Below are 24564 nucleotides of genomic sequence, written 5' to 3' on the forward strand. Positions count from 1 at the left end.
AGCCCGGAGAAGCCGGGAGAAGCCGGGAAGCCGGGAAGCCGGGAGCAGGGACGAGAAGCTGACGGAAGGAGGAACGCCAGATGTCGGTGTGGTGGGGCCGCCCCCCGGACCGCACACGTGTCCGTACGGTGGCGCGCGTGGACTGGGTCAGCCCTGAGAACGTCATCGCCGTCCTCACCGCGCTGCTCGGTGTGGTCGTCACCTTCGCCGTGCTCGCCATCGAGCGCCGCGTGCCGCGCCGCAAGCGCGTCGGCTACCGCGTGCAGCTGGACACCCCGGTGGGCGACCGGGTGACACGGCTGTTCAACGGGCGGACCGACATGGCCGACGCCACGCTCGTCCTGCTGCGGATCGAGAACGACGGCGGCGTGTCGATCGGACGTGAGGACTACAACCAAGAGAACCACGGGCTGACCGTGCGGTTCACCCGCCGCAAGGTGGAGGTCGCCGCCGCCTCCCAGGCGCCCTTCGACAGCGACGCCCTGGTGACCACGGACAGCGAGATCAAGCTGCCCAAGGTGCCACTCAACCCGGGCGACTACTTCAAGGTGCTCGTCCTGCTCACCGGCGGGGCGGCCAAGGACGGGATCACGGTCACCGGCCCGATCCGGGACGGTGGCGCCGACGGCGGCGTCCACGTCAACCACAGCGCCACCTTCGACGACAAACCGCCCCGGTTCAGCACGGCGGCCCGCCGCCTCACCGTCGCGCTCACCGTCTGTGTCGTCGCGCTCGCCTCGATCATCGTGTTCCGCGGCGACGTCCCGCCACCCATCGGCTGTGCCCGCGGCACCCTCACCGTCACCGGCTCCACCGCCTTCGAGCCCGTCCTCAGCGATGTCGCCCGGCAGTACGAGCGGGACTGCGCGGGAGCCACGGTGGTCGTCGACGCCCGTGGCTCCACCGCCGGCATCCGGACGCTCGCCGACGCCGGCGCCGAGCACGGCAAGGGCTCCCCGGCCCTCATCGCCCTCTCCGACGGGCCCAAGCCCGACGGCTACCCCCAGCTGCGCGACACCAGGGTCGCCGTCTCCCTCTTCACCCTCGTCCTCAACGACGGGATACCGCTCGACAACCTCACCCTGGAGAACATCCGCGCCCTCTACCGCGGCGACATCACCAACTGGCGCAACCTCGGAGGTCCCGACCTGCCCGTCCGGCTGGTCAGCCGGGACGCCGACTCCGGTACCCGCGAGGTCTTCCAGCGCCGGGTCCTCGGGCGCAACGAGCCCGCCAACTCCTCACGCAACTGCGCCGCCAAGGACGATCCCGAGGCCGTGGTCATCCGCTGCGAACTCGACAGCACCGAGCAGGTCCTGTCCACCGTCGCGAGCCTGCCCGGCGCGCTCGGCTACACCGAACTGCGTTCCGGCACCGGCCTGAAGGGTCTTCACCGGATAGCCGTCGACGGACGAAGACCTCGGGTCGACGAGCTGGGCAGCTCGCCCTACCCCTACCGGGAGATCGAGTACGCCTATACGTGGGGGCAGCCCGCGCCCGGCTCGTTGACCTCCAGCTTCCTCGTCTACCTGGGGCGCGGAGGCGGCCAGGACGTGGTCGCCGGACACGGTCATCTGCCCTGCGCGACACCCAAGGGGCTGCGGATCTGCGGAGAGGGATGACGTCGGGTCTGGCATCCTCTTTCGACGTGGATCCCTTGAACGCGGAAGACCCGGTCACCATAGGGCCGTTCCGGCTGCTCGGCCGGCTCGGCGTGGGCGGCATGGGCCGGGTGTACCTGGCCCGTTCGGCGGGCGGACGCGCCGTCGCGGTGAAGGTCGTGCACCCGGAGCTGGCCGCCCAGGACGAGTTCCGGCGCCGCTTCGCCCGGGAGGTCTCCGCCCTGGAGCGGGTCGGCGGCACCGGCACCGCGCCCGTGCTCGGCGCCGACACCGGGGCCGAACTGCCCTGGGTCGCCGTCGGATACGTCCCGGGGCCCTCGCTGCGTGCCGTCGTCGGCGACGACCACGGGCCGCTGCCGCCCGACAGCGTGCGCACCCTCGCCTCCGGGCTCGCCCGCGCCCTCACCCATGTCCACGCCGCCGGCCTGGTCCACCGCGACCTGAAGCCGTCCAACGTGCTGCTGACCGTCGACGGCCCGCGGATCATCGACTTCGGCATCGCCCGCGCCCTCGACACCGTCACCGACGGCGGGCTGACCAGCACCGGTGCCGTCGTCGGCTCGCCCGGTTTCATGTCGCCCGAGCAGGTCCGCGGCGAGAAGGTCACCCCGGCGTCGGACATCTTCTGCCTGGGTTCGGTGCTCGTGTACGCGGCGACCGGCCATTCGCCGTTCGGCGGGTCCGACAGCGGCGTCCACGCCACCATGTTCCGCATCGCCCACGACGAGCCCGAGCTGACCGGGCTCGCGCCCGAGCTCACCGGGCTGATCCGGGCCTGTCTCTCGAAGGACCCCGCGGCCCGGCCCTCGGCCACCGAGCTCGTCGACACCCTGCAGGTCACCGACCCCTGGCTGCCCGCCGACGTCCTCGCCCGGCTCGGCCGGCATGCCGCCCGGCTCCTGGAGGCCGAAAGCGCGGGCGGCGCCGAGGCCGGCGACCCCACGCCCGCCACCCCGCTGCCGCCGACCGGCGGACCGGGGCCCGGCCCGCGCCGCCGCCGCAAGGGCCTGGTCGCCGCCGTCACCGCCCTCGCCGTGGCGGCCGCCGGAGGCCTCGCGTACGTCTACTGGCCGCAGATCGCTGCCGGCGGGCAGCCGAACGACAAGGCGCGTGGCGGCACCGGTGCGGCGACGGGCTCCGCCCGGCCCTCCGGGATCGTCCCGGCCGCCTTCCTCGGCGCCTGGGAAGGCGTCCTCAAGGGCACGGCGGACGCCCCGTACGAGACGAGCCGGATCGAGATCACCCAGGGCGCGGCAGGCTCCCGCACCGCCGTCTACACCCATGTCACCGGCGAGCGGCTGTGCATGGGGCGCGCCGTCCTGGTCTCCGCGAACGAGAGCGAACTCGTCCTCGGCGAGGCGGAGATCACCGCGAGCGTGCCCGCCCAGCGCTGCACCCCGGCCGCCCGCCAGACCCTGCGGCTGCGCTCCACCGACGTCGTCGAGTGGAGCTCCGGCGTCGCGAAGACGACCTTCCAGCGGGTCCCGTCCGGTCCGGCCGTCGTCCCCGCCGCGCTCGTCGGCACCTGGAAGCAGTCCCAGGACCAGGTGACCCAGTCCGAAGCCGACCGCTACACGTACCAGCTCACCGTCACCCAGGGCCCGGTCGGCGCGCCCCTCGTCCGTTTCGACCAGTCCTTCCCGCGCACGGACAAGGACGGGAACACCACCTCCCAGGACGTCCGCTGCGTCGCGACGGCGGTCGTCGGCGGCGCCGGCAACCTCCTCGTCATCGGGCCCGAGGTCCGCGACCCGGAGACGTGGGATCCCGAGTGCGCCGAGAACGGCTCCGGCAACCTCCGTATCGTCCGCTACCAGGGCAAGGAGCTCCTGCACCTGTACGGGATGGCAGCGGACGGCGAGCCGGGCGAGTTCGTCCGCGACTAGGTACGGGCCCCCTGGGGTCCGTCCTTCGCGCGGGAGGCGGCGGCCGCCGCCCGGGCGTAGGCGCGGACCTCCGGCCGGGTGTCGTCGGCGCGCCAGGCGAGGGCGAGGCGGGACTCCGAGACGCCGTCGACGGGACGGGTGACGACGCCGCCGCGGGTGAGGAGCGGGGCGTTGCCGGTGGCGACCAGGCAGATGCCGAGGCCGCCGACCAGGGCCTCGTACGTCTCGTCGGCGCTGGCGATCTCGGCGCCGACGACAGGCGGCCGGCCGTCGCGGGCGTCCAGGGCCAGCCAGTAGTCGCGGAGTTCGGGGCCGGTGTCCGGCAGGGCGAGGAAGGGCTCGTCGAGGAGTTCGGCGAACGAGATCCGTTCGCGGGCGGCCAGCGGATGGTCCTCCGGCAGGGCGACGAGGCGCGGCTCGGTGGCCACGACGACCCAGCGGAAGCGCTCCGCGCCGGCCAGCGGCAGCCAGACGAAGGCCACGTCGCTGCTGCCGTCGGCGAGCCCGGCCGTCGGGTCCTCCCATCCGATCTGCCGCAGCCGGGTCCTGGCCCGCGGGTGGGTCTCCGTGAAGCGGGAGCGGATCGCGGGCAGCAGGCCGTCCCGGCCGGGGCTGGTGCTCATCCCGACGACCAGGGTGCCGCGCGCCTCCTCCCGCGCCTCGCGCACCGCGCCCTCCGCCTCGTCCCATGCGGCGAGCACCGCGCGGGCGTGCGGCAGCAGGGCCGTACCGACCGCGGTGAGGCGGACGCCGTGCCGGTCGCGGTCGAAGAGCGGGGCGCCGAGCTGCCGTTCCAGGGCCCGGATCTGTTTGCTGAGCGCGGGCTGGGAGACGTAGAGCCGTTCCGCCGCGCGGGTGAAGTGGAGTTCCTCCGCGACAGCGAGGAAGTACCGGAGATCCCGCCCGTGCACGTCCGTGGTCATCACCATGGGCTATCACGACGGATCTTGGACGGGCAACGCCCGTCGCCCGCATGCTCGTTGTGTCGCCACCGCCGAGCCGATCGGCGGGCAGCCCACGAGGGGGAAACGCCGTCATGAGCAAGGTCTGGCTGATCACCGGTGCCAACAGCGGCTTCGGACGCGCGTTCACCGAGGCCGCGGTCGCGGCCGGGGACGTCGTGGTCGCCGCCGCCCGCCGCGCGGGCACCCTGGACGAGCTGGTCACCGCCCACCCCGACCAGGTCGAGGCCGTCACCCTGGACGTCACCGACCACGCCGCGGTGGACCGGGTGATGCGGGAGGTCGCCGAACGCCACGGCCGCATCGACGTCCTGGTCAACAACGCGGGCCGCACCCATGTCGGTTCGGTCGAGGAGACCGACGACGCCGAGCTGCGCTCGCTCTTCGACGTGCACGTCTTCGGCCCGGCCGCGCTGACCCGCGCCGTCCTGCCGTACATGCGGGAGCGCCGCTCCGGGGCGATCGTCCAGCTCAGCAGCGTCGGCGGGCAGATGTCGATGGCCGGCTTCGGCGCGTACAGCGCGACGAAGTTCGCCCTGGAGGGCATGTCGGAGGCGCTGGCCGCCGAGGTGAACCCGCTCGGCATCCATGTCCTGATCGTCGAGCCCGGCGCCTTCCGCACCAGCCTGTTCGGCAACCGCAGCCTCAGCGTGGACACGATCGCCGACTACGCGGACACGGTCGGCGCCACCCGCGCCTACGTGGAAGGCGGCGACGGCGGCCAGGTCGGCGACCCGGCGAAGGCCGCGGCGGCGGTCCTCGCCGCGCTGGACGCGGACGAGAAGCCGCTGCGGCTCGCCCTCGGCGACGATTCCATCGACACGATCTACCAGCACCTGGAGCAGGTACGGGGCGACCTGACCGCCTGGGAGAAGACCGGCCGCGACACCAGGCTGGACCGATAGCCGGACCGGGAGCCGGACCGGGAGCCGGGCCAGGAGGCCGCTGGGGCCCGCCGGCGCGTGCGGGCCGCAGCGAGCGCGCCCAGCAGGCGGGCGCCGGCGGCGGGTCCCAGCCGGCCCCCGTCCGGTGCGTCAGCCGCCCAGCAGGCCCAGGACGGCGCGGATCGCGGCGGCCACCGGCTGGCCCACCGTCTCGGCGAGCGAGGCGATGCCCAGGACCGTCATCAGCGCCTGCCGGCGCTGCGCCGGTTCGGCCTCCTCCTCGCCGGTGATGGCCGGGAGGCTCGCGTCGACGGCCTGCGCGTCCTGCGCCGACAGCTGGGGCCGCAACTCCTGTAGGAGGCGGACGAGTTCCCCCACGGCTCGGGTCAGCTCGTCCGCCGCCGCGGCGTTCTCGCCGGTGGCGGAGCCCTGGTTGAAGACCATGCCGGTGTTGCCCGAACCGCCGTGCATGTTGACCGTGTTGCCGTAGTAGTGGTTTCCGCCGTTGGTCATGCCGCCATCCCCACGTTGCCCTGACCGCCGTACATGTTGACGGTGTCGCCGAAGTAGTAGTTGTTCGGGCTGCCGATCATCAGCCGCTCGACCCGCACCTGGAGCTCGGTGTCCGGGTGCTCTATCGCGTGGGCGATCGACTGGACGAGCTGGTGGAGCGTGCCCGGGCTGGGCGCGGTGACCAGCGCGGTGGACTGGCCGTTGGACTCGACCGCGAGCACGAAGTGGGACTTGGCGCTCAACACCATGATCATGTCGATCAGGAACCAGATGAGGGCGCCGATCGCGCCCAGCCAGATGAAGGTGAGGAGTCCGCTGAGGTCCGACTGCGACCCGAAGGAGGCGATGCCGGTGAAGAACGTGAAGGCCATGGCCACGATGAGCGTCAGGGCCGTGCGCTTCAGGAAGCGACGAACGGCCTCGCCCCTGCGCGGGTGGAGCATGAAGGTGTAGACGCGGGCGATGTTGTGCAGCGGATAGACCGCCCCGCCGACCCATAAGAGCCGCTTGCTGATGACCACGTCCACGCCGTTGAAGACCGTCGGGGTCGCCGTGGGAGGTGATGGCGGGGCGGATGGTGGTGGCGGAGGCGGCGCCGCCGACGGCCTGTCGGGTGTGGTCATGGTGTCCCCTGAGATCAAAGTGCAAAGAGACGACGAGACAAGCGGAGGGGCTCGTCTTCCCACAAGGCCCGAACAAGCCGTTCTCGTACCCGGCCGTACGCGACCACACGCCGCCGACCGGTCGCCCGCCGGCCACCCGCCGCCGGCCCGCACGCGGCCCCCACGCACACCCCGGACGGCCGTGCGGCCGTACCGCCCTACGGCCGTACGCGAAAGGGCCCGCGCCCCGGCGAAGCCGGAACGCGGGCCCTTCACGCGATGGCGCGCGAGGCCTACAGGAAGGAGTTGATCTCGATCGTCTCGTCGCGGCCCGGACCCACTCCGATCGCGGAGATCGGGGCGCCGGACATCTCCTCCAGGGCCTTCACGTACGCCTGGGCGTTCTTCGGCAGGTCGGCGAAGGTCTTGGCCTTGGTGATGTCCTCGGACCAGCCCGGGAGCATCTCGTAGACCGGCTTCGCGTGGTGGAAGTCGGTCTGCGAGTAGGGCAGCTCCTCGACGCGCTTGCCGTCGATCTCGTACGCGACGCAGACCGGGATCTGCTCCCAGCCGGTCAGCACGTCGAGCTTGGTGAGGAAGAAGTCGGTGAGGCCGTTCACGCGGGTCGCGTAGCGGGCGATGACCGCGTCGAACCAGCCGCAGCGCCGGTCACGGCCGGTGGTCACGCCGCGCTCGCCGCCGATCCGGCGCAGCGCCTCGCCGTCCTCGTCGAAGAGCTCGGTCGGGAACGGGCCGGCGCCAACGCGCGTGGTGTACGCCTTGAGGATGCCGATGACCCGGCTGATCTTCGTCGGACCGACGCCCGCGCCGGTGCAGGCACCGCCGGCGGTCGGGTTCGAGGAGGTGACGAAGGGGTACGTGCCGTGGTCGACGTCGAGCAGGGTGCCCTGGCCGCCTTCGAAGAGCACGACCTTCTCGTCGTCGAGCGCCTGGTTGAGGATCAGGGTGGTGTCCGCGACGAACGGCTTGATCTGCTCCGCGTACTGGAGCATCTCCTCGACGATCTGCGCGGCGTCGATGGCCCGCCGGTTGTACAGCTTGGCCAGCAGCTGGTTCTTGCCCTCCAGCGCCGCCTCGACCTTCTGGGTGAGGATCGACTCGTCGTAGAGGTCCTGGACCCGGATGCCGACGCGGTTGATCTTGTCGGCGTAGGTCGGGCCGATGCCGCGACCGGTGGTGCCGATCTTGCGCTTGCCGAGGAACCGTTCCGTCACCTTGTCGAGGGTGACGTTGTACGGGGTGATCAGGTGGGCGTTGCCGCTGATCAGCAGCTTCGAGGTGTCGACGCCGCGCTCGTTGAGTCCGCTCAGCTCGGAGAGCAGGACCGCCGGGTCGACGACGACGCCGTTTCCGATGACCGGGGTGCACCCCGGGGAGAGGATTCCGGAAGGGAGAAGGTGCAGCGCGTACTTCTGGTCGCCGACGACGACCGTGTGGCCGGCGTTGTTGCCGCCCTGGTAGCGCACCACATAGTCAACGGACCCACCGAGCAGGTCGGTGGCCTTTCCCTTGCCCTCGTCACCCCACTGAGCACCGAGCAGCACAAGTGCGGGCACAGGCGTACACCCCTTCCGGGCGGGGCATGTCCAAGGTCAGGGGGCCGACGCCGCCTCACCGGTGTGCCCCGGAATAGACGAAGCCCCTGGCGCAATAGCGCAAGGGGCTCTTGCACAAAGAGACTACCCGAGGAAGGACCGAGGTGTCGGCTCACGACCAGCTGCTGGTCATCATCGACCCGGTCGCCCGCCGAAGTGACGGCGAGTCCGTGCGGATCGCGAAAGATGTGCTGTCGGCGGGCGCGGAAACGAAGATCTGCCTGCCGGACGATCCCGAGGAATTCGCCCGCGCCCTTGCCCGGCGCGGCTCCCGGCGCCCCGTGGTCCTCGGCGACGACCGCGCGCTGCTCCGCACCGTGACCCTGCTGCACCGCGAGCGGGAGGCGGGCGGCGGGGCCCTCTCGCTCGTCCCGATCGGCGCGCCCGACCGGGTGGCGACGGCCCGCGCGCTCGGCGTGCCGCCGGGCACGGTCGCCGCGTCCCGGGCGGTCCTCGACGGGGCGGTGCGCCGGCTGGACCTGCTCGTGGACGACAGCGACGGCGTCGTCCTCGACCACCTCGACGTGCCGGCCGCGCGCGCCCTCGCCGCCGCGCCGGCCACCGTGTGGGACACCTGCCGCTCGCTGGTCCGCACCCTGGTCAGGCCCGCCCCGACGGCCCTGGCGGACCGCGCGCACCGGCTGCGGGTCGAGGCGGACGGCGTATTGCTCGCCGACCTCGACACCCCGGTGGAGGGCCTGACCGCCCGCGCCCTGGCGGGCGTGCTGTCCGTGACCCTGGTCCCCGCCGGCGCGCCACCCGTCCACACGACGGCCCGCACCCTGACGGTGGCCGGCCCCGACTTCCGCTACCGCGCCGACACGACGGTCTCGGGTCCGGTCCGGCGGCGGACGTGGACGGTACGGGCGGGGGCGTGGGGGCTGACGGTTCCGCGGGAGGACAGCGGGCTCCGGGGCCTGTCCGGCGGACCCGGCCGGAAACCGCAGGACATGCCCTAGCCTCACGGTGGAGCACAGGAGAACAGAGGGACGGGGGGTCCTGTGGTGGAGTGCGCGTTGGACCGGGAGGCGACCGCGCGGGCGCTCGGTCGGTACCGGCGGCGGGTGGCGCAGGGCACGGCGGCGGGGGCGGCCCTGGTGGGGCTGGCCCTCGTCTTCGGCTTCCTGCCCGTCGGCGGCAGCTGGGCGACCGACGTGGCCGCGGGCCTGGGCACGACCGGACTGATCGTGCTGCTCATCGGCCTCGGCGCGCTGCGGACCGCACGGATGATGGGGCGGGCGCTGGCGGCGGGCCCGTGGTCGGCCCACCCCGCCGTGGCGGTCGTCCGCGGCGGCATGACGCCCGCGACGGTCGTCCTGAGCGCTCCGGACGACGGGCAGGCGTGGCCGCTGGTCGTTGCGGCGACGAAGCAGCGGTACGAGCTGGTCCGGCCGGGCCCCGACGCCGTCCTGTGGTGGTGCGGCGACCCGGGCAGCGGCGGCGTGATCGCCCCGCCCGGCGGCGCGGAGCTGCTCTGGACGAGGCCGGTCCGGGGCCACCACACCCGGCACCGGGCCGTCGGTCTCGCGGTGGCCGCGGGGCTGCTCGACCGGTCGGCGCCGGTGCAGCCGCAGGGTCCCGCCGTCCGGCCCGAGGCCCCGCGCCGGCGGGCGGGGCTGCGGCGCGGGCCGGAGGCACCCGTGGTGACGCGTGCGCCGGCTCCCCGCGTCCGTCCCCTCGGCGACGCGGCCCGTCCTCTCGGCGAGGCGGCCCGTCCCCCGCTGACGTACGCGACGCTCACCGCGGCCGCCCAGCGCCAGGCCGTGCCGCACACGGGCCGCTACCGCCGTGAGGCCGACGTGCGCGCCGTGCCGTGGTGGCGGGTGCGTTCGCTGCGCCGGGTGGCGGAGCTGCCGATGATGGCCGGCGGGCTGATCGCCCTGGCCACCGGCTGTGCGGCGCTGCTCCGGCCGGACGGCACCAACGTCCAGGCGTACGCGGTCGTCGCGCTCGGCGCGGGCCTCTTCCTGTACGCCGGCTACCGCTTCCTCGCCTTCGGCCGCGCCGCCGCCCGGCGCCTCGCCCGGGCCGCGCGGTCCCCGATGGCCGTGCCCCGGCGCTACGCGCTGCTGTACGACCCGTACGGCGGCCATCCCGTCCTGCTGGTCTTCCCGGCCGGGGGCGGGACGGACGACCCGCCGGAGGGCGTGCTCCGCCTCTCCTCTCCCGGCACCCGGAAGCGGCCCTGGCCGGGGCTGCCGTCGGCCCCGAGCGGCCCCGTGGAGCTGCGCGGCGGGCTGGAGCGCACGGCCGGGGGCGACCCGTTCGTCGTCCCGTGGATCGAGGGACGTCCGGTGTGGCCCGTCGGGCCGTACCAGGAGCTGCGGCCGGGCGATCCGGCGGCACGGGAGTACCTGGAGCGGCTCGCGCCGCCTCAGGCGGCGCCGGGGGTCCCCGCTCCCTGAGCCTTCTTGCGGGCGCGCCAGCGGTCCATGATCCCGGCCATCTCGCCGTGGAGGAAGGCGAAGAACTCGGCGGTCTCGGCGGTGCGGCGGCCCGCCGGGGAGTCCGGGCCGAGGGTCTCGGTGCCCTCGCGGAGGATCTTCTCCCAGCGGGTGAGGATCTGGTCGCGGCGGGTGAAGGTCTCGTACCAGAGCTCGTTGTGGAGCACGTAGCGGTCCCGGCGGGTGCCGGGGTCGCGCTCGCGGCTGACCATGCTCACCTGGCTGAGGTAGCCGACCGCGCCGGAGACCGCCGCCGGGCTGATCTTCAGTTGTCCGGCGAGTTCGGCCGAGGTCATGGAGCCGGACTCGGAGGCGAGCAGGGCCGCGAAGACGCGGCTCGCCATGCGCTGCATGCCGGCGGCGGTCATCTCCGCCGCGAAGCGTTCCACGAAGCGGGAAACGGCCTCCTCGTTCCCTGGAGCGGCCCCCTCGCCGCTGCCGCCGACCTCGTCGTTCGTCGTCATCTCGCTCACCCCTCCAACTTTATACGTTTCCTTAGCTTCACAAATTTGTGAAAGTAGCGTACGTTCTGAAGCATGACGAAGGCAATCACGGTCGCCGGGCTCCACAAGGCGTTCGGACGCACCCACGCACTGGACGGACTCGACCTCGCCGTCGAGGCCGGCGAGGTCCACGGCTTCCTCGGGCCCAACGGAGCCGGGAAGTCCACCACCATCCGGGTGCTCCTCGGACTCCTCCGCGCCGACTCCGGCGCCGTCCAGGCGCTCGGCATGGACCCCTGGTCCGACGCCGTCGAGCTGCACCGGCGGATCGCCTACGTCCCCGGTGACGTCACCCTGTGGCGCAACCTCTCCGGCGGCGAGGTCATCGACCTGTTCGGACGCCTGCGCGGCGGGCTCGACAAGGCCCGGCGGGCCGAGCTGATCGAGCGCTTCGAGCTCGACCCGACCAAGAAGGGCCGGACCTACTCCAAGGGCAACCGGCAGAAGGTGGCCCTCGTCGCCGCCTTCGCCTCCGACGTCGACCTGCTCGTCCTCGACGAACCGACCAGCGGCCTCGACCCGCTGATGGAGGAGGTCTTCCAGGACTGCGTCACCGAGGCCCGCGACCGGGGCCGCACGGTCCTGCTCTCCAGCCACATCCTCAGCGAGGTCGAGACCCTCTGCGACCGGGTCAGCATCATCCGCAAGGGACGGACCGTGGAGTCCGGCTCGCTCGCCGAGCTGCGCCACCTGACCCGTACGAGCGTCGCCGCCGAGCTCGCCGGCGCGCCCAACGGACTCGCCCACCTGCCCGGCGTCCACGACCTCGACGTCCAGGGCCGCCGGGTCCGGCTCCAGGTCGACACCGACAAGCTCGACGCCGTTCTCCGTTCGCTCACCGAGTCCGGCGTACGGAGCCTGACCTCCACCCCGCCCACCCTGGAGGAGCTGTTCCTCCGCCACTACGCCGACGACACGCACGAAGAGGCGAACGCCCGATGAGCACCGTCAGTCTGACCGGCACCGCGTCCCTCACCCGGCTCGCCCTGCGCCGCGACCGGCTGATGCTGCCGGTCTGGGCCCTGGTCACCGGCGGCATGGTGGCCAGCGGCGCCGGTTCCCTGGAGGGCCTGTACGGGACGGCCGCGCAGCGCGCCGAGCTCGCCGCCTCCATGAACGCCAACAGCTCGATGCGCTCGCTGTACGGGCCGGTCTTCGACGACTCCCTCGGCGGCCTGGTGGCCTGGCGGTTCGGCACCTTCGCCGCCGTGCTCGCCGCCGTGATGAGCCTGGTCATCGTGGTCCGGCACACCCGCGAGGAGGAGGAGACCGGCCGTCAGGAGATGCTGTCGGCCGGGGCGGTGGGCCGCCGGGCCCCGCTGACCGCCGCGCTGCTCGCCGCACTGACCGCCAACACGGCCGTCGCCCTCGTCGTCACCGCCGGACTCGCGGGGCAGGACGCGGCCGGGGCGCTCGCGCTCGGCCTCGCGATCGGCGGCACCGGCATGGTCTTCGCGAGCATGGCCGCGATCGTCGCCCAGCTCACCGAGAGCGCCCGGCTCGCCAAGGGGCTGACGGCCGGCCTCCTCGGTCTCGCCTTCGTGCTCCGCGCCGCGGGCGACGCCGGGACGGCCGACGGCGGCAGCGTCCTCACCTGGCTCTCGCCCGTCGGCTGGGCCGAGAACGTGCGGGCCTTCGCCGGCGAACGCTGGTGGGTCCTGCTCCTGCTCGCCGCCGCCACCGGACTCCAGACGGCCGTCGCGTACGTCCTGACCGCCCGCCGCGACGTCGGCATGAGCTTCCTGCCCACCCGCCCCGGGCCCGCGTTCGGCGGTCTCGCGACGGCCGGCGCGCTCGCCTGGCGGCTCCAGCGCGGCACCCTGCTCGGCTGGTCGCTCGGCTTCCTGCTCGGCGGCCTGGTCTTCGGCGGGATGGTCGAGGGCGCGGCGGACATCGTCGGCGACAACGAGCAGGCCCGGCAGATCTTCGAGCGGATGGGCGGCCAGAGCGCCCTCACCGACGCCTTCCTCGCCACCATGGTGGGCCTGTTCGGAATGGTCGCCGCCCTGTTCGCGGTCGGCTCGGTGCTCCGGCTGCACGGCGAGGAGACCTCGCAGCGCGCCGAGCCGCTGCTCGCCGCGCCCGTCGGGCGGCTGCGCTGGGCGGCCGGGCACCTGGTGGTCGCGTTCGCCGGATCGGCCCTGATCATGCTCCTCAGCGGGGCCGGTCTCGCCCTCTCGTACGGCAGGGAAACCGGTGCGGTCCTGGGCGCCTCGCTCGCCCAGCTGCCGGCGGTGTGGACGATCGCGGGCCTGGCGGTGCTGCTGTGGGGCGCGTTCCCGAAGGCCGCGCCGGCCGCGTGGGGCGTGGCGGGCGTGTGCCTGGCCCTCGGCTGGATCGGACCGGCGCTCGACCTTCCGCAGGCGGTCCTCGACCTCTCGCCCTTCGGCCACCTGCCGAAGCTGCCCGGCCAGGAGATGGCCTGGGCCCCGGTCCTCGCCCTCACCGCCCTGGCGGCGGCGCTGACGGCGGCCGGTCTGGCGGGCCTGCGCCGCCGGGACATGGTCAGCTGATCCCTCACCGCCGCCACTTGCGCCATCGCACGGAACGGCCCCTCGACCTCGTGTCGGGGGGCCGTCCGCGTCGGCGGCGTCCGACGCGCCTCACACCTCCACGAGCAGTTCCTCGAAGCCCCGGATCACGTAGCCAGGCTTCCGCTGCGGCTCGGCCGCGAGCCGGAGGCCCGGCGCCTGGCGCAACAACTCGGCGAAGACCGCGGTGAGTTCGAGCCGGGCGAGCGGGGCGCCGAGGCAGTAGTGGATGCCGGCCCCGAAGGTGATGTGCGGGTTGTCGGCCCGCCCGAGGTCGAGCTCGCCGGCGCTCGGGCCGAAGCGGGCGGGGTCGCGGTTGGCGGAGCCGAAGAGCAGGGCGACCTCGGCGCCGCGCGGGATGGTGACGCCGCCGATCTCGATGTCGTCGAGGACCCAGCGCTCGAACATCTGGAGCGGCGTGTCGTAGCGCAGGAGTTCTTCCACAGCTGTGGACAACTTCTCCGGGCCGGGATCCGGCCGCACCCCGTCCCTGAGCAGTGTCCACCAGCCGTTGACCGTGGTGTTCACGGTCGCCTCGTGGCCCGCGTTGAGCAGCAGCACGCAGGTGGAGATCATCTCCTGTTCCGTCAGCTCCGCCACGCCGATCAGCGCCGAGATCAGGTCGTCGCCGGGCTCGGAGCGCCTGCGGGCGATCAACTGCCGCAGGTAGGCGGAGAATTCGACCGAGGCGGCCACCGCCCGCCGTGCCGTGTCCTCGGACGGGTTCAGCTCGAACATCCCGCAGATCGCCGCCGACCACGGGCGCAGCATCGCCCGTTCCTCGTCCTCCCGCGGGATGCCCAGCATCTCCGCGATGACCGCCACCGGCAGCGGTTCGGCCACCATCGCCTGGAGGTCGCCGCCGCCCGCCGCGACCAGGTCCCCGACGAGGCCGGCCGCCAGCCCCCGTACCGTCGGCGTCAGCCGCTCCACCGTCCGCGGGGTGAACGCCTTCGACACCAGGCGCCGGATCCGGCTGTGGTCGGCACCCTCCAGGTCGAGCAGCCCGTGGTCGTTCAGCGTGTGGAACGGCTCGTGGGCCGCGTCCGGCGCCTCCCGCCCGAACTCCTCGTGGCTGAAGCGGTGCGTGTACGTACGGCCCAGGCGGCGGTCCCTGAGGAGCGCCGACACGTCGTCGTAGTGCGGAACCAGCCACTGGCGGGCGGGGGCGTACCAGTGGGCGCGGCCGGTGGCGCGCAGCCGCGCGTACGCGGGATACGGGTCGGCGACGAACTCCGGGGACCAGGGGTCGAAAGCGGCATCGGCCGCGTCAGCAGCGTCCATGACCGGACGCTACCCCCCGGCAGCGCCCGCGGTCCTCCGGGGCCGCCGTCAACCGCCGACCTGGACCAGCCGCGCCTCGTACGCGAAGACCGCGGCCTGCGTCCGGTCGCGCAGGCCCAGCTTCACCAGGATCCGGCTCACATGGGTCTTGATGGTGGACTCGGCGACGACGAGGTGGTCGGCGATCTCGGCGTTCGACAGGCCCTGCGCGATCAGCACCAGGACCTCCGTCTCGCGCTCGGTCAGCTCCCCGACCTGCGCCGCCGCGGGCTGGCGCGGAGACACCTCCGCCGATCTGGCGAACTCGGTGATCAGCCGCTTGGTGACGGTCGGCGCGAGCAGCGCCTCGCCGGCCGCGACCACCCGGACGCCGTCCGCGAGCTGCCGGGCCGAGGCGTCCTTGAGGAGGAAGCCGGAGGCCCCGGCGCGCAGCGCCTGGTACACGTACTCGTCCAGGTCGAAGGTGGTGAGGACGAGCACCTTCGCGTCGGCGTCGGCGGCGACGATCTCGCGGGTCGCGTCGATGCCGTTCATCTCCGGCATGCGGATGTCCATGAGGACCACGTCGGGGCGGAGCGCCGCGACCTGGGCGACCGCCTCGCGGCCGTTGACGGCCTCGCCGACGACCTCGATGTCCGGCATGGCGCCCAGCAGCACCGAGAAGCCCTCGCGGACCATCATCTGGTCGTCGACGATCAGCACCCGGATGGTCATTCGGCGGCCTCCTCACGTGCCAGGGGAATGAAGACCGCGACCTCGTAGCCGCCGTCCTCCGTCGTCTCGGCGGTCATCTCGCCGTTCAGCATCGTGACGCGCTCCCGCATGCCGGTGATGCCGTGGCCCGCACCGGGCGAGGGCTTGACCAGGCCGCGGGCCGGGCCGTTGACGACGCGGATCCCGAGACCGCCGAGGACGTACGCCACCTCGACCTGCGCGGGAGCGCCGGGCGCGTGCCGCAGCACGTTCGACAGGGCCTCCTGCACGATCCGGTACGCGGAGAGCTCGACGCCCTGCGGCAGCTCCCGCACCGAGCCGGTCACCGTCTTCGCCACGTCCAGGCCGGCGTCGCGCACGTTGGCGACCAGGCCGTCCAGGTCGGCGAGGGTCGGCTGCGGCGCCTCGGGCGCCTCGTAGTCCTCGGCCCGTACGACGCCGAGGACGCGGCGCAGCTCGGTCAGCGCGGCGACGGCGTTCTCGCGGATGGTGGCGAAGGCCTGCTCCAGCTCCGGCGGCGGGTTCGCCACCCGGTACGGCGCGGCCTCGGCCTGGATCGCGACCACCGACATGTGGTGGGCGACGACGTCGTGCAGCTCACGGGCGATGGTGGTGCGCTCCTCCAGGAGCGTCCGCTTCGAGCGCTCGACGGCGGTCACGCTCTGCTGGGCGGTGACCTCGCGGGCGGCGTCGCGGCGGACCTGGAAGGTCGTGACGAGCAGGAGCCCGATGCCGGCGGTGAAGAGCAGCGGGAGCGCGTCGGTGCCGGACCCGGAACCGGCGAAGAAGGTGAAGAAGAGCGCGTACCCGGCGGTGATCAGCCACATCCAGCCGGCGGTACGCGGCCGGGTGCGCATCGCGACGATCACGAGGACGAAGAGGTGCGTGGCGAAGGAGTTCGGCGGCCACGGCCAGCCCTCGCCGAAGCCGCCCAGGACGCCGATGAACGGGGTCGAGGCGAGCGAGGCCCAGAAGGCGAGCACCGGGCGGATCAGGGTGAGCAGCACGATCGCGGCGGGCACGGCGGCGAAGACGAGGACGAACGGTCCGAAGGCGTCACGGACCTGTTCGGCCCCGATGAAGAAGACGATGAGGGCGAGGAAGCCGACGGCGAGGTGCGGGAGCACGCCGGCTTCGTCGCGTATCCGCTCCGGGAGGAGCCGGAGCGGTCCACGCGTCAGGTTCAGGCGGGGCAGTGGGCGGTAGGCGAACGCGTCGGTGAAGAGGTCGGCCCGCATACCGCCGAGCGCCTTCAGCGTCAGGCGGAGCTCGGGGCTGCGGCTCGTTTCGGTGGTCCGGGTCGAAGTCACGCGTCCACGGTACGGGCGCTCCGCGCACCGGTCGTCCGGCTCGATGCGGATCCTCGGAGGTCCGCCTTGAGGACTACGGCCCCGCCCGGCCCTTCGCGGGGCTACCAGGCCAGCTGGGCGATCTCCTCCGCGACCACCGCGCACGCGTCGGCCGCCGGGTCGATCAGCGGGAAGTGGCCGGCCTCCTCCAGGAGCGTGCAGCCGACCGTCTCGCCCGCCTTGGCGGCGGCCTCGGCGTAGGCCTCGGCGACGGCGGGCGGGACGACGATGTCGTCGCGGCCCTGGACGACGGTCGTGGCGATGCCGGTGGGCAGCAGCAGCGCCGGGTCGGCGTGCGCCGCCCTCGGCACGAAGTCGGCCTCGCCGCCGAGGAGTTCGGTCACCGCGCCGCCGCACACGCCCAGCTCCACCGCGCGGTCGAAGTGCGCGATCGGGGCGAGCGCCACGACCCCGCGCAGGGCGGGCGGGGACGGCAGGCGCCAGGGCGAACCCGCGGGCAGGACGTGACGGGCGGCCGCCCACAGGGCGAGGTGGCCGCCCGCGGAGTGGCCGGTGAGCACGATGCGCCGCGGGTCGGCCTGCGGCAGGTGCGCCGCGGCCAGCTCCGGCACCGCGTCCATCGCGGCGGCGACGTCGTCGAAGGTCTCCGGCCAGCGCCCGGCCACCGGGGCGGCACCGCCCTGCCGCGGGATGTCGCTGCCGCGCCGGTACTCGACGCTGGCCACGGCGAATCCGCGCCGCGCCAGGAAGTCCACGAAGGGAGTCAGGTGCCGCCGGTCGTACGGGGCCCGCCAGGCGCCGCCGTGCAGGGCGATGACCAGCGGCGCGTTCGTCCGGCCGTCGCGCGGCGCGTAGAAGTCGACGACCTGGTCGGGGTGCGCGCCGTACGCGGCGGAGGCGTCCGGGTCGACGGCCGGGTGCGAGAAGGCCGACGCTTCCTCGGCGGCGTCGCGCGCGGCGGGGTCCGGCATGCTGCTTCCAACCTCTCCTCAGACGGGGCCGATTGACGAACCCATCGGCCTGACCTGCGGGGACGGTACCAGGAGTACGGGCCCCGCAGATCAGGCGATCAGGCGATGATCAGACCCGTGCCGGAGGAGTGTCCGCCAGGACGTCCGCGAGGGTCCGCGCCGCCCGCTCCGCGTCCGCGAAGCCCACGTACAGCGGCGTGAACCCGAAGCGCAGCACGTCCGGGCGGCGCAGGTCGCCCACGACACCGCGCCGGATCAGCTCCTCCATCACGGCCGGCGCCTCGGCGCAGCGCAGCGCGACCTGGCTGCCCCGCTCCGCGTGGGCCTCGGGCGTCACCGACACGACCCGGCCCTCGGGGGCGTACGCCCGGACGCACTCCAGGAAGAAGTCGGTGAGGGCGAGGGACTTGGCCCGCACGTCCTCGATCCGGACGCCGTCCCACACGTCGAGCGCGGCCTCCAGGGCCAGCATGGACAGGATGTCGGGCGTGCCGACCCGGCCCCGCGCGGCGCCGTCGGCGGCCCGGTAGCCCCGGGTCATGCCGAACGGGTCGGCGTGCGAGTTCCAGCCGGGCAGCGGCGAGTCGAAGCGGCCCTGGTGGCGCTCGGCGACGTACAGGTACGCGGGCGCGCCGGGGCCGCCGTTGAGGTACTTGTACGTGCAGCCGACGGCCAGGTCCACGCCGTGCGCGTCCAGGCCGACCGGCAGGGCGCCGGCGCTGTGGCACAGGTCCCAGACGGCGAGCGCGCCGGCCTCGTGGAGGGCGGCGGTGACGCCGGGCAGGTCCTGGAGCCGGCCGCTGCGGTAGTCGACGTGGTTGACCAGGGCGAGCGCGGTGCGGTCGGTCACCGCGCCGGGTATCGCGGCCGGGTCGACGGGCACGATCCGGTGACCGGTGAGGCGCGCCGCGGACTCGGCGATGTACCCGTCCGTGGGAAAGGTCGTCGCGTCGACGAGGATCTCGTCGCGCCCCTCGCCCGCGAGGCGGGTGGCCGCGACGACCGCCTTGAAGACGTTCACGCTGGTCGAGTCGCCGACCACGACCTGGCCGTCGGCGGCGCCGACGAGCGGGGCGATCCGGTCGCCGATCCGCTCGGGCGCGGTCCACCAGCCGGACTCGTCCCAGGACCGGATCCGCAGCTCGCCCCACTGGCGGGCGATGACGTCGGCCATGCGGGCGGGTACGTGGGCGGGCAGCGCGCCGAGCGAGTTGCCGTCGAGGTAGACGGTGGCGTCGAGGGCGAACTTCTCGCGGTGCTTGCCGAGCTCGTCGGCGGTGTCGAGCGCCCGGGCGCGCTCCTCGAAGGTCTCAGACATGGCTTCGCGCCGTCCACAGCTCGGGGAAGACGTTCTTCTGCGCCCGCTTCTCCAGCCAGGCCACGCCCGCCGAGCCGCCGGTGCCGGTCTTGGCGCCCATGGCGCGCCGGGTGGCCACCAGGTGGTCGTTGCGCCAGCGCCACACCAGCTCGGCGACGTCGCTCAACGCCTCGCCGAGGCGCACGAGTTCGGCGTTCTGGTCGGGGTCGGCGTAGATCCCGGCCCAGATCCGCTCGACCTCGGCGGAGGGCTCGTAGCGCAGCGCGAGGTCGCGGCCGAGGACCTCGGCCGGGACGGGCAGGCCGCGCCGGGCGAGCAGCCGCAGCGTCTCGTCGTACAGGCTGGGCTCCTGGAGGGCCTTCTCCAGCTCGGCGTGGACGCGGGGCGCGCCGCGGTGCGGCACCAGCATCGACGCCGACTTCTCGCCGAGCAGGAACTCCATGCGCCGGTACATCGCCGACTGGAAGCCGGAGCCCTCGCCCAGCGCGCTGCGGTAGGCGTTGAACTGGCCGGGGGTGAGCTGGGCGAGCGGACGCCAGGAGTGGTTGAGCGCCTCCAGCTCGCGGACGGAGCGCTTGAGGGCGTCCATGGCGACGGGCACGTCGTCACGGCGCAGGGCGTGGCTCGCGGTCTCCCACTCGTGGACGATCACCGTGAACCACAGCTCCATGACCTGGGTGGTGACCAGGAAGACCATCTCGCCCGGGTCGTCCGAGCGGAGGTGCTGGAGGTGGGTGAGGACGTCCGCCTGGACGTAGTCCTCGTACGGCGTGGTGCCCGCGAAGTCGAGGTTCGGCGCGTCGTTGACCGCACCGGCTCCGGAGGCATCGGGAGAACCTGGGAAGGCTGACATTTCTGTCTCCTCGATACGAACTACCGGGTAGCGGTCCGCTCCTTCCGTGTGACGATGGAGCCCCGGTCCCCTCGGGAGGCGCGCTTCGTCGCACGCCGCCCAAGCGCATCATGACACGATCGGACCCTCGATGTAGATCCCGTCTTCGTCATACGGATACGCGTTCGAACGGCAGCCGTTCAGTCCCTTGATCTGCTGCATCATGACCGGCGCGAGCCTTCCCGGCCCGGGGCAGCCCATGTGCTGCCGGATGCCGATCTCGTGTCCGACCTCGTGGTTGATGATCAGATGGCGGTACTCGTGGGCCGGGCCCGCGAAGGTGGGCGAGCCGAGCATCCACCGCTTGAGGTTCACGACGACGCCCGAGGTGGTCTCGCAGTTCAGCTCGCCGTGGGTGTTCATGCCGTTGGCAGCGCAGAGCCTGTCGGCGGTGTCCGGGGTGGCGATCCGGATGACGAAGTCGGCGTTCTCGGTGACCAGCTGGAAGCGGCCGCGGCCGTGCGCGGCCCAGCCGCGCGGGTGGGCGAGGATCCGCTGGATCTCCTCGGCGGCCTCGCGGGCGGAAACGTCGACGCCGTCCTCGACCTGCACGCGGTAGCGGCGCAGCTGACCGCCGGTGCCGACGGCCTCGCCGGTGGCGTGGGCGGTGGTGAAGGTGCCCGCGCCGGACTGCGGAACCCCGGTCCTCTTCGGCGTGGGCTTGGGCTTCGGCTTCGGTTTGGGCGTGGGCGTGGGCTTCGGCGTGGCCTTGGCGGTCGGCGTGGGCGTGGCCCTCGCCGTGGTGGGCGGCGCGGTCACGGGCTGCGGCGGCGCTGCGGCGTCGTCCTTCTGCCCCTCGTAGTGCGCGAGCGCGGCCCCGCAGCCCAGCGACACGAGGGCGAGCGCGAGCACCGGCAGCACGAGCCGGCTCCTCCCCCGCTGTTTCCCCCTCCTGCGTCGACGGCTCTGCTGCGCAGCACGCTTGCCCAAGACAGACTTCTCCCCTGCGTGCGTCGGGTGGGGGCGAGGAATGTGGGGGGCCTCTGCGCGCCGACGGCTCGGTGTGCGGACCGGGGGATCGTATTCCAGCGGCTCGAACGCGCTCGAACAACCGCGGGCAGCTGTTACAGCATGGGTGCATTGGGGCCGGTCAGGGGCGCGGTGCGTCCCGTACGGTTCACGTACGGTCACCGCACCCCCGGCCAGCCGAGGGGGACCGAGGGCGTCAGCCCAGCGTGTCCGCCGCGGTCGCCGACGAGTCCCGCAGGAACGTCGTGCAGCGCTCGTACTCGTCCTTCTCGCCGATCTCGCCGGCCGCCCGGGCCAGCGCGTGCAGCGCGCGCAGGAAGCCGCGGTTCGGCTCGTGCTCCCACGGGACCGGGCCGTGGCCCTTCCAGCCGTTGCGGCGCAGGGCGTCGAGGCCCCGGTGGTATCCGGTACGGGCGTAGGCGTAGGACTCGATCACGCGGCCGCCCTCGTACGCGTCGTCGGCGAGCTGCGCCCACACGAGCGAGGAGGTCGGGTACTTCGCCGCGACGTCGGCCGGCGCGGCCCCGCTCGCCAGGAGCTCACGCGGCTCCGGGTCGTCGGGCAGGTGGGTGGGGGGCGGTCCCCCCAGCAGGTTCTCGTGGATGGCCATGGGGCCAGTCTGCCTCAGCCCTGGGGCGTGTCCTCCGGATCCTGGCCCGGATCCTGCTTCCCCTCGCCCCCTCCGCCGGAGATCCCCTCCGCCCGGCGGTCCGCCCCCTCCGTGCTGCCCGGGTCGAGCGGCGGCGCCGTCACACCGCAGTGCACCCTGCAGTCGGGGTGGCAGTCCGCAGGGGCCGGCACGCGCAGGGTGGCCCAGGCCAGGATCGCGCCCGCCACCAGGACGCCCGCGCAGATCGGCATCGCCCGCCGGAACGTGACGTCGAACTCCTCCGCCGAGCGGTACGCCTCCGGGCCCATGCCCACCAGCAGCGGCAGCGCCGCGACCGCGATCAGGCCCGCCGCCCGCGCCGCCGCGTTGTTGATGCCGCTGGCCAGGCCCGCCCGGGAGACGTCCACGGAGGCGAGCACGGTCGCGGTGAGCGGGGCCACCAGGGCCGTCATGCCGATCCCCAGGACGAGCATCGCGGGCAGTACGTCCGTCAGGTACGAGGCGTCCTCGCCGACCCGCAGCATCAGCAGCATCCCCGCCGCGCACAGCAGCGGGCCCACCGTCAGCGGCAGCCGCGGCCCGGTCTTCTCGCCCAGCTCGCCGGACTTCGCCGAGAGCAGCAGCATCAGGACCGTCGTCGGCAGCAGCGCCGTACCGGCGGCGAGCGCCGAATAGCCGGAGACCACCTGGAGCTGGAGCGCGGCCAGGAAGAAGAAACCGCTGAACGCCGCGTACACGCACAACGTCACCAGGTTCACCGCGGTGAACGTCCGGGAGCCGAAGATCGACAGCGGCATCATCGCGTCCCGGCCGCGCCGCCGCTCCACCACCACGAACCACACGCCGACCGCCACGCCCAGCACGCCCGGCCACCAGGTCGCCGCGATCAGCGCGTACGTGACGAGCGCGAGCGCCGCCGCGCCCAGGACCGCGCCGAGCACGTCGAAACGGCCGTGCGCGGCCTCGTCCCGGGACTCCGGGACGTGCCGCAGCGCCACGGGCACGCAGATCATCGCGAGCGGCACGTTCAGCAGGAACACCCACCGCCAGCCGGGGCCGTCCACCAGCCAGCCGCCGACGAACGGGCCGATCGCCGCGCCCACCCCGCCGAAGCCGGACCACAGGCCCACCGCACGCGCCCGGTCGTCCTCGTGGAAGCTCGACTGGATCAGCGCCAACGAGCCGGGCGTCAGCAGCGCTCCGCCCACGCCCTGGAGTGCGCGGGCCGCGATGAGCACCCCGGCGTTCGGGGCGAGCCCGCACAGCAGCGAGGCGACCGCGAACCACACCACGCCGATCACGAAGACCCGGCGCCGCCCGTAGCGGTCGCCGAGCGCCCCGCCCAGCAGGATCAGGCCCGCGAGGGTGAGCATGTAGGCGTTGACGGTCCACTGCAGGGCGGCCAGGTCCGCGTTCAGGTCCTCACCGATGTGCGGCAGGGCCACATTGACGACGGTGGAGTCGAGCAGCGCCATCCCCGAGCCGAGGACGGTGGTCAGGACCACCCACCGCCCGGTCCCCGAGGCCAGCCGGATGCCCAGGCCCGGTGCCGCGCCCGCCGTGTCGGTCATGCCTGCATGGTCCCGCGAACCGATCGCCTCCGCAGCCGCGCCGGCACCTTTCGGCACGGCAGCCGCGCCCCGCCCCCGGCTCCCCGGCCCGCGCCCCGCACCAACCCCCGGCGCCGCGGCCACCCCGGCACCCCGGCCGCGCCCCGCTCCGCCGCCCGCGTCAGCTCCGCAGCCGCGCCGCCGCCTTCACCAGCGCCGCCACGCCGACCTCGGCCTTGGCCCGGGGGCATCCCAGGTTGAGCCGGACGAAGCCCGGGGTGCCGTAGACACCGCCCGGCATGATCGCGACCTTCTCGGCGGTCACCAGCTCCTCCTGGAGGGCTGCCTCGTCGACGCCGAGCGGACGCAGGTCGATCCAGGCGAGATAACCGGCCTGCGGCGGGGCCCAGACGACCTCCGGGAGGGCGACGGCGAGCCGCTCCCGCACCAGGTCCATGGTGCCGGCGACATAGGAGCGCAACGCGTCCAGCCAGGGCGCGCCGTGCCGGTAGGCGGCGACGTGGGCGGTGAGCGAGAGCACCGCCGGGGAGGCCAGGCCCTCGCCGGTCTCCATGCGGCGGACGAACGCGACCCGCTCGTCCGGGTCGCCGAGGAAGCCGTACGAGCCGGAGAGCGCGGGGAAATTGAAGGCCTTGGTGCCGGAGGTGACGAGCGCCCAGCGCCTGCCGCGGCCGGGCTCGGCGACCGCCGTCCACGGGATGTGGCGGTGACCCTCGCCGGTGAGGTCGGCGTGGATCTCGTCGCTGACGACGGCGGCGCCGTGCCGCTCGGCGAGCCGCGCGAACTCCTTCAGCTCCTCCTCCCGCCATACCCGGCCGGTCGGGTTGTGCGGTGAACAGAGCAGCAGCATCCGGCTGTCGGGCCGGGCGAGCTCTCGCTCCAGGGCGTCGAGGTCGCCGACGGGGACACCGCGCAGTTCGCGGCCGAGTCCGGTGACCACCTTGCGGAAGCCGTCGTAGGTGGGCGTGTGGACGACGACGCCGTCCCCGGGCTCCGTCCACATCCGGAGGAGCTGGGAGAGCTGGCTGAGCACGGAGGGCGCGTAGACCATGGCCTCGGGGTCGACGGCGGTGCCGTGCCGGCTCGCGTACCAGTCCCGTACGGCCTCGCGGAACTCGCCCAGCCGCCAGTCGGTGTAGCCGAACACCCCGTGGCCGATCCGCCCGCGCAGCGCGTCGAGAACGGCCGGCGGGGAGGCGAAGTCCATGTCGGAGACGGTGAAGGGCAGCAGGTCGGGGACGCCGAAGCGGTCGGAGAGACCGTCCCACTGCACCGATGCCGTCCCGCGCCGGTCTATCTCGCGGTCGAAGTCGAACACCACGGGTCATGCCTCCAGGTAGCGGGTACGACGAAGGGCCCGGC

General features: G+C 73.6%; 22 protein-coding genes. 7 read left to right on the forward strand and 15 right to left on the reverse strand.

Annotation, left to right across the window (positions count from 1 at the left end; genetic code table 11):
* Positions 1-137: 137 nt before the first annotated feature.
* Both ACFY8W_RS17990 and ACFY8W_RS17995 read left to right on the forward strand, forming a co-directional pair.
* Positions 138-1622: a substrate-binding domain-containing protein gene (locus ACFY8W_RS17990; protein WP_391105922.1), complete on the forward strand. Its 1485-nt coding sequence runs from the start codon at positions 138-140 to the stop codon at positions 1620-1622.
* Between the two features lie 26 nt (positions 1623-1648).
* Positions 1649-3508 (forward strand): protein kinase, encoded by a 1860-nt coding sequence (locus ACFY8W_RS17995; RefSeq protein WP_391105924.1) that lies wholly within the window; start codon positions 1649-1651, stop codon positions 3506-3508.
* On the opposite strand, the gene ACFY8W_RS18000 is transcribed toward ACFY8W_RS17995, so the two are convergent.
* Positions 3505-4431, reverse strand: a complete 927-nt coding sequence (locus tag ACFY8W_RS18000) for a LysR substrate-binding domain-containing protein (RefSeq protein WP_391105926.1) — start codon at positions 4429-4431, stop codon at positions 3505-3507. The genes ACFY8W_RS17995 and ACFY8W_RS18000 overlap by 4 nt on opposite strands.
* A 113-nt stretch (positions 4432-4544) precedes the next feature.
* Between ACFY8W_RS18000 and ACFY8W_RS18005 the strand changes: the two genes are divergently transcribed.
* Entirely contained in the window at positions 4545-5375 is an 831-nt protein-coding gene (locus ACFY8W_RS18005) for an oxidoreductase (protein WP_391105928.1), read from the forward strand.
* A 129-nt stretch (positions 5376-5504) separates the two neighbouring features.
* Here the strand turns inward: ACFY8W_RS18005 and ACFY8W_RS18010 are convergent, their stop codons facing one another.
* The 3 genes from ACFY8W_RS18010 to ACFY8W_RS18020 form a co-directional block, all read right to left on the reverse strand.
* On the reverse strand, positions 5505-5867 hold the full coding sequence (locus ACFY8W_RS18010) for a hypothetical protein (protein ID WP_391105930.1): 363 nt from the start codon (positions 5865-5867) through the stop codon (positions 5505-5507).
* Entirely contained in the window at positions 5864-6490 is a 627-nt protein-coding gene (locus ACFY8W_RS18015; protein WP_391105932.1) for a DUF6232 family protein, read from the reverse strand. The genes ACFY8W_RS18010 and ACFY8W_RS18015 overlap by 4 nt, the downstream gene beginning before the upstream one ends.
* A gap of 272 nt (positions 6491-6762) precedes the next feature.
* Entirely contained in the window at positions 6763-8046 is a 1284-nt protein-coding gene (locus tag ACFY8W_RS18020) for an adenylosuccinate synthase (RefSeq protein WP_391105934.1), read from the reverse strand.
* Positions 8047-8189: 143 nt separating this feature from the next.
* Here ACFY8W_RS18020 and ACFY8W_RS18025 point away from each other — a divergent pair, with 143 nt between their 5' ends.
* Both ACFY8W_RS18025 and ACFY8W_RS18030 read left to right on the forward strand, forming a co-directional pair.
* Complete coding sequence (locus tag ACFY8W_RS18025) at positions 8190-9044, forward strand: diacylglycerol kinase (protein ID WP_391105936.1); 855 nt, start codon at positions 8190-8192, stop codon at positions 9042-9044.
* A gap of 57 nt (positions 9045-9101) precedes the next feature.
* Entirely contained in the window at positions 9102-10490 is a 1389-nt protein-coding gene (locus ACFY8W_RS18030) for a hypothetical protein (protein WP_391105938.1), read from the forward strand.
* Here the strand turns inward: ACFY8W_RS18030 and ACFY8W_RS18035 are convergent.
* Entirely contained in the window at positions 10460-10993 is a 534-nt protein-coding gene (locus tag ACFY8W_RS18035; protein ID WP_391106840.1) for a MarR family transcriptional regulator, read from the reverse strand. The genes ACFY8W_RS18030 and ACFY8W_RS18035 overlap by 31 nt on opposite strands.
* 72 nt (positions 10994-11065) lie before the next feature.
* On the opposite strand from ACFY8W_RS18035, the gene ACFY8W_RS18040 reads away from it, so the two are divergent.
* Positions 11066-11974 carry an ATP-binding cassette domain-containing protein gene (locus tag ACFY8W_RS18040; RefSeq protein ID WP_391105940.1) on the forward strand — a complete coding sequence of 303 codons (909 nt, stop codon included), beginning with the start codon at positions 11066-11068 and terminating at the stop codon, positions 11972-11974.
* A complete protein-coding gene (locus ACFY8W_RS18045; protein ID WP_391105942.1) occupies positions 11971-13545 on the forward strand; it encodes an ABC transporter permease in 1575 nt (524 codons plus the stop codon). Before ACFY8W_RS18040 ends, ACFY8W_RS18045 begins: the two co-directional genes overlap by 4 nt.
* 90 nt (positions 13546-13635) lie before the next feature.
* On the opposite strand, the gene ACFY8W_RS18050 is transcribed toward ACFY8W_RS18045, so the two are convergent.
* From ACFY8W_RS18050 to ACFY8W_RS18095, 10 genes are all read right to left on the reverse strand, one after another.
* Positions 13636-14847, reverse strand: coding sequence for a cytochrome P450 (locus ACFY8W_RS18050; RefSeq protein WP_391105944.1), 1212 nt, complete (start codon positions 14845-14847; stop codon positions 13636-13638).
* Between the two features lie 48 nt (positions 14848-14895).
* Positions 14896-15561, reverse strand: coding sequence for a response regulator (locus ACFY8W_RS18055; RefSeq protein WP_391105946.1), 666 nt, complete (start codon positions 15559-15561; stop codon positions 14896-14898).
* Positions 15558-16799 (reverse strand): histidine kinase, encoded by a 1242-nt coding sequence (locus tag ACFY8W_RS18060; RefSeq protein WP_391106842.1) that lies wholly within the window; start codon positions 16797-16799, stop codon positions 15558-15560. The genes ACFY8W_RS18055 and ACFY8W_RS18060 overlap by 4 nt, the downstream gene beginning before the upstream one ends.
* Positions 16800-16972: 173 nt before the next feature.
* Positions 16973-17842: an alpha/beta hydrolase fold domain-containing protein gene (locus ACFY8W_RS18065; RefSeq protein ID WP_391105948.1), complete on the reverse strand. Its 870-nt coding sequence runs from the start codon at positions 17840-17842 to the stop codon at positions 16973-16975.
* 109 nt (positions 17843-17951) lie between these two features.
* On the reverse strand, positions 17952-19160 hold the full coding sequence (kynU, locus tag ACFY8W_RS18070) for a kynureninase (protein ID WP_391105950.1): 1209 nt from the start codon (positions 19158-19160) through the stop codon (positions 17952-17954).
* A complete protein-coding gene (locus ACFY8W_RS18075; protein WP_391105952.1) occupies positions 19153-20013 on the reverse strand; it encodes a tryptophan 2,3-dioxygenase family protein in 861 nt (286 codons plus the stop codon). Before ACFY8W_RS18075 ends, kynU begins: the two co-directional genes overlap by 8 nt.
* 108 nt (positions 20014-20121) lie before the next feature.
* Positions 20122-20982, reverse strand: coding sequence for a DUF3152 domain-containing protein (locus ACFY8W_RS18080; RefSeq protein WP_391105954.1), 861 nt, complete (start codon positions 20980-20982; stop codon positions 20122-20124).
* 235 nt (positions 20983-21217) lie between these two features.
* Positions 21218-21631: a DUF3151 family protein gene (locus tag ACFY8W_RS18085; RefSeq protein ID WP_391105956.1), complete on the reverse strand. Its 414-nt coding sequence runs from the start codon at positions 21629-21631 to the stop codon at positions 21218-21220.
* Between the two features lie 14 nt (positions 21632-21645).
* A complete protein-coding gene (locus ACFY8W_RS18090) occupies positions 21646-23202 on the reverse strand; it encodes a DHA2 family efflux MFS transporter permease subunit (RefSeq protein ID WP_391105958.1) in 1557 nt (518 codons plus the stop codon).
* A gap of 160 nt (positions 23203-23362) precedes the next feature.
* Positions 23363-24520, reverse strand: a complete 1158-nt coding sequence (locus ACFY8W_RS18095; RefSeq protein WP_391106845.1) for an aminotransferase class I/II-fold pyridoxal phosphate-dependent enzyme — start codon at positions 24518-24520, stop codon at positions 23363-23365.
* Positions 24521-24564: the final 44 nt, after the last annotated feature.

Origin of the sequence: Streptomyces sp. NPDC012637, from assembly GCF_042954805.1 — a bacterium.
In the GTDB taxonomy this organism is placed as follows: domain Bacteria; phylum Actinomycetota; class Actinomycetes; order Streptomycetales; family Streptomycetaceae; genus Streptomyces.